Genomic DNA, 5,296 nt, shown 5'->3' with positions numbered 1-5,296 from the left:
CCTTTTCCCATCTAAGGCCGAGGGTTTTGGTATGCCGGTACTTGAATTAATGAAGTTTAACAAGCCTATTATTGTAAGTAATCTTAGTATCTTTGATGAAATCGTGGGAGATTGCGTTAATAGATTTGATATACATACTAGCGAACAGGGCCAGATTGAGAACCTTTCAGAGGCAATGTGTGATTACAATATGATAGTTGATACTAGAGAATATAAAAAGGTTCTTGCTAGATACTCGCCAGATAAGCTAGGTTTGGTGGTATCTGAGTTTATTGAGATTTGTACAGGTATGGTTAAGATTACAGATGCTAGGAAATAATGAATTGATCATAAACAGCAGGAGAGAAAAATGAGCTTAGAAAGTATAATTTTAAAACTTGGAGAAGGCCTTCGACCGGTTATTACTAAAGTAGTGCCAATGAAGGTTTTAAGCAGAATGAAAGCATCGGTTGTTAATAAAGCCAGCGCCAATGTGGCAGCAGAAGGCTTTTTGCCATACGACCCTAAGAGCTTTCCTTATGGCGTTAATTTAGTTGGTAATATTAAAGGAGACAACGGTCTTGGTCAGAGCGCAAGAATAGCAGCAAAGCTATTAAAGACAGGGGAGGTTCCTTATGTTATTAGGGATTTCTTCGTTCCACCAGGAGGCTCAAGAACTAATACAGAATATGCCAGCGAAGTAATTAATGAGGACGGTAAGAACGGCGGCAAGGTAAGCCTAGATCAGATGCCTTACGGAATTAACTTAATAGATGTTAATGCCTCAGAGTTTACTCTTTGCTATATGAACATGGGTAAAGAGATGTGGGATAGACACTATAATATTGGCTTTTGGGCTTGGGAAGTGGAAGATTTTCCAGAGGAATGGCTACCAGCCTTTAACTTAGTTGATGAAGTATGGACACCATCAGAATTCGTTTCAAATGTCCTTAGAAAATATACTGATAAGCCAGTAATGACAGTGCCACACTGTATTGAATTAAAGACAGATAGTAACTGCGATAGAAAGTTTTTTGGCCTACCTGAAGATAAGTTCTTATTTATGGTAAGTTTTTCTAGCGGCAGCGTAATGGAGCGAAAGAATCCGCTTGCTGCAATTAAAGCGTTTAAAGAAGCATTTTTACTAAATCCACAGGAAATACATGAAAATGTATCAACTGAGGGTGTGGGTAACATTATTGATTCTCAGATTCGTGAGGCCATTAAAGAAGGCACAGTTCTTGGTGGCAAGAAGGAAGGCTATAACGGAGTCGGTCTTGTAATAAAGATTAGCGAGCCAGAGTTATCTGAAAAAGACGCGGATATTCTAGCTTCCATACTAACACCTGAGGAGCAGGAAAATGTATATATCATCAAGGGCACTTCAGGTAAGGAAGAGATGAACTCCCTTGTGGAATGCGTAGATGCTTATGTTTCCCTTCATAGAGCTGAAGGCTTTGGTCTTGTAATGGGAGAGGCCATGTATCTTGGAACTCCTTGTATTGCCACTAATTGGTCAGGCAATGTGGAATTCATGAATTCTAATGTAGCTTGTATGGTAGATGCTAAGCTTATTGAACTTGATAGAGACCTAGATCCTTTTAAGAAGGGCTATAAGTGGGCAGACGCAGATGTTTCAGAGGCAGCAGCCTACATGCAGAAGCTCGTATACGATAAGGCCTACTATAACAGAATCAAGCAGGCAGCTTATGAGCATGCTAGAACATACTTGGCTTATGAAAATGTGGCTAAGAAGGTTAAGGATAGAATAGATAAGATTAGTGGGGTAAACTAAAGCAATTATTATTTAAAGGGATATATGTAAGAAGGTATTGGAAATGGATAAGGAAGAGAAGAAGGATAATAGCAGTGTAAAATCGCCTGTATGGGCATATGTAAGATCGGTAGTTTTTATACTTGGTTTAGTGGCTTTCGTTTGGATATGTAATTTTGCATTGATAGGAGATAGCTATGTTAAATACATTATTACAGCTGCTGACAGAGGTTATGATCTTAATGAAGATGGAAGCCAGATGGGAGATACAGTAGGCTTTGACACAGTTATACTTGGTGGCAGCCATGGTAGATGTGCCATTGACCCATTTATTGTGGATGAAGTATTAGACACTAACTCCATCAATCTTTGCATTCCTGGAGAAACAGTTAAGGATTCCTATTATTTATTATTAGAAGCAGCTAAGAATAATGATGTTAAAAGGGTTATCTTAGATGTGGACTATCAGTACTATTTAGGAGACCAGACAGGAGGGGCTTTTGATAGAGCCTTTATATATTACCAGTTATCTTGGAGTTCACCAGTTAAGTGGTTATATATGATAGAAGATGGCAATGTCTTAGATATTAGAAATGCAATTTCAATGAGAAATAACTATCATTATTCCCTTGATTATATTAAGGAAAATGTTGAATATAAATTAACTCATGACAATAATTACAATATATATAAGTTAAGAGAAACAGATTGTCCAGGAACCTATAAGGGAAAAGGTTTTTATTACACACCTAGATGCGAATTTAATAGTGCTTTTGGGGATTGTCATGCAGAAGACTATGACCAGCCAGTACATAAGGTTCCAAGAGCGTATTTTGAAAAGATTAAAAAGTTTTGTGATGAAAATGGAATAGAACTAGTATGTGTTTATTCACCAATCTCAACAGATTCAAGAAGCATAATTGATATGGATAAGGTTCATGAAACAATGTCCGATTTTTTCAATGAATATGATGTGACCTTTATAGATTATAACGAGGTGGATTCAAGTATACTTGATTGCTCAAAGGATAATTATCTAGATGCAGAAGGTCATATGTGTGGAGATTTCGCGGAAGTTTATTCGAAATTACTCTCTACTAATATCAAGAGTCTTCAGACGGAAAGCTGTGAAGAATTGATTAATGAATTATATGGGAAGGTGGATTAACTATGTCATTTTTAAAAGTTTCCTTTTTCTTATTTTTAATAGTAGGAGCAATTATATATTATATAATTCCAAAGAAATTACAGTGGGTTTGGCTACTCGTATTAAGCTTTATTTATTACTTTAGCTTTAGTATTCCTTGTAGTTTAGCCCTAGTTTATATAACAACAATAATTTATGTTGCAGGCCGTTTTATTACAAAACTAGAAAACGACAGAAAAGCAGCAATAAAGCCAGAAGGTGTGAAATTATCTAAGGATGAGAAAAAGATAATAAAAGAAAAGTACACTAGAAAGAAAAAGATAGTTGTGGCTGTTGCCCTTATCTTTGCCTTTGGTTTACTTGCTGTTATTAAGTACTCAGACTTTGCAGTTACAAACTTTAATAGAGTCTTTGGTTCTTCTTATAAGAGTCCAATCTTTGTGCTACCTCTAGGTTTATCCTTCTTTACATTTCAGGCAGTTAGCTATGTAATAGATGTTTACCAAGGAAAATGTAGTGCGGAAACAAATTACTTTAAGATGCTCCTCTTCGTATCTTTCTTCCCTCAGATTATGCAGGGTCCTATTGGAAGATATGACCACTTTGTGGAAGGTGGCTTGTTTAGTGAACATGAGTGGGATTTAAAAAGAGCTCAGTTTGGTATTCAAAGAATCGGCTGGGGTTTATTTAAGAAACTTGTCCTTGCAGATAGAGCAGGGGTTGTAGTTTCAACAGTTACTGCAAATGTAGCTGCTTATGGCGGTTTTACTAATGTAATTACATTACTTATGTATTCAATTCAGTTATACATGGATTTTTCAGGTGGTATCGACATTGTTATAGGTGCTGCACAAATCTTTGGTGTAACTATGGATGAAAACTTCAGACAGCCATACTTTAGTAAGTCTATTGGTGAGTTCTGGAGAAGATGGCATATAAGCCTTGGTGCTTGGATGAAGGATTACATTTTCTATCCTTTCTCTTTAACTAAAGCAATGAATAACTTGGGTAAATGGGGAAGAAAACACTTCGGAAAGCACTTTGGAACAGTAATTCCAATCTGTCTTGCCAATTTACTGATCTTCTTTATTGTAGGTGTTTGGCATGGCGCTGAGTGGAGATATATCTGTTATGGTATTTATAATGGTGTGATTATTGCTGTTAGTGCAGCACTTAAGCCTTACTTTAAGAAGGGCTTAGAAGTTTGTCACATTAATGCTAAGGGAAAGTTTTGGAGCGTGGTCTCTATAATTAGAACTTTCATCTTAGTAAATATCGGCTGGATTTTTGATATATGTGCAGGTGGAATGAGTGATTGTGCTACCTTTTTTAAAGGGTTATTTAGCAATTATAGTTTAGAGCAATTATCAACAGGTTACATTACAAGTTTTGGCTTGGCTATGTATGACTATGCTATACTAGTAGCTGGTTGCCTTGTGGTACTTTTGGTGAGTGTCTTTAAGGAGAGAGGAATTGTTATAAGAGAAGCTCTTGGAACTAAACCGCTAGTTGTTAGATGGGCAGTGTATTATATTGTGTTTGCATGTATATTGGTACTTGGTTATATTGGTAAAAGTGGTTGCTTTATGTATGCATTGTTTTAGGGTAGTTGATTAAAAACTTTACTAGTGGTAATATTAGTCGGCAATCAACAATGGTAATTAAACCTGTAGTGTGATAAAATAAATTAAATTTTGCAATTTTATAATTTAGGAGGAAGTTGTGAAACAGTTAGTAGAGATATATGAATATCGTCAGATGATTTTTAGTTTAGTTAAAAAGGATTTACGAGGAAGATATAAAGGTTCTATATTAGGATTCTTCTGGACATTTCTTAATCCATTATTACAGTTATGTGTATTCACATTAGTTTTCTCGATTATTATGAAAGCTAGTTATGAACAGTATTATTTATTCTTATTCGTTGCTCTTGTGCCTTGGATGTTCTTTGCATCTAGTGTTCAAGATGGTTCTACAAGTATTCTAAGAGAGAAAGATATGGTTAAGAAGATATATTTCCCAAGAGAAGTTTTACCAATTGCAACTGTAACAAGTGGTTTTATTAATATGCTTCTTACATTTATCGTAATCTTTGTAGTACTTATCTTTAGTGGCAGAGGTATTAATTTCTTAGCTCTGTTATGTTTACCAGTAGTTATGATAGTACAATATGTGTTATGTTTAGGTATCGCATTGATTGTTGCCTCTCTTACAGTTTATTTAAGAGATTTACAGTATATATTAGGAATTCTTACAATGGCATTACAGTATATGACACCAGTTATGTATGGTAGTGATATGGTTCCAGATTGGGCACTACCAATCTTTAACTTAAATCCATTAACACCTATTATTGCTATCTATAGACAGATTCTTTACTATAAGCAGGTTCCAGG

Annotated in this window: 5 protein-coding genes; all 5 read left to right on the top strand. The window is 35.5% G+C overall.

Translation table 11 applies throughout. From position 1 onward, the window contains the following. Positions 1-319, top strand: a 319-nt coding sequence (locus QVA17_RS12120) for a glycosyltransferase (protein ID WP_287389229.1), incomplete at its 5' end; no start/stop codon positions are given. Positions 320-349: 30 nt separating this feature from the next. Beyond that, positions 350-1,774, top strand: a complete 1,425-nt coding sequence (locus QVA17_RS12115) for a glycosyltransferase family 4 protein (RefSeq protein WP_287389228.1) — start codon at positions 350-352, stop codon at positions 1,772-1,774. A gap of 43 nt (positions 1,775-1,817) precedes the next feature. Beyond that, the gene (locus tag QVA17_RS12110; protein WP_287389227.1) at positions 1,818-2,921 is read left to right on the top strand and encodes a hypothetical protein; all 1,104 of its coding nucleotides are present in this window, start codon (positions 1,818-1,820) and stop codon (positions 2,919-2,921) included. A gap of 2 nt (positions 2,922-2,923) precedes the next feature. After that, complete coding sequence (locus QVA17_RS12105; protein WP_287389225.1) at positions 2,924-4,504, top strand: MBOAT family O-acyltransferase; 1,581 nt, start codon at positions 2,924-2,926, stop codon at positions 4,502-4,504. Between the two features lie 118 nt (positions 4,505-4,622). Beyond that, positions 4,623-5,296: ABC transporter permease (locus tag QVA17_RS12100; RefSeq protein ID WP_287389223.1), on the top strand; the 674-nt coding region annotated here is incomplete at its 3' end.

The sequence above is a fragment of the Lachnospira sp. genome, from assembly GCF_016290755.1.
Taxonomy (GTDB): domain Bacteria; phylum Bacillota; class Clostridia; order Lachnospirales; family Lachnospiraceae; genus Lachnospira; species Lachnospira multipara.
Note: the sequence above shows the minus strand (reverse complement) of the source record. Positions and strands in the feature narration are given on the sequence as shown.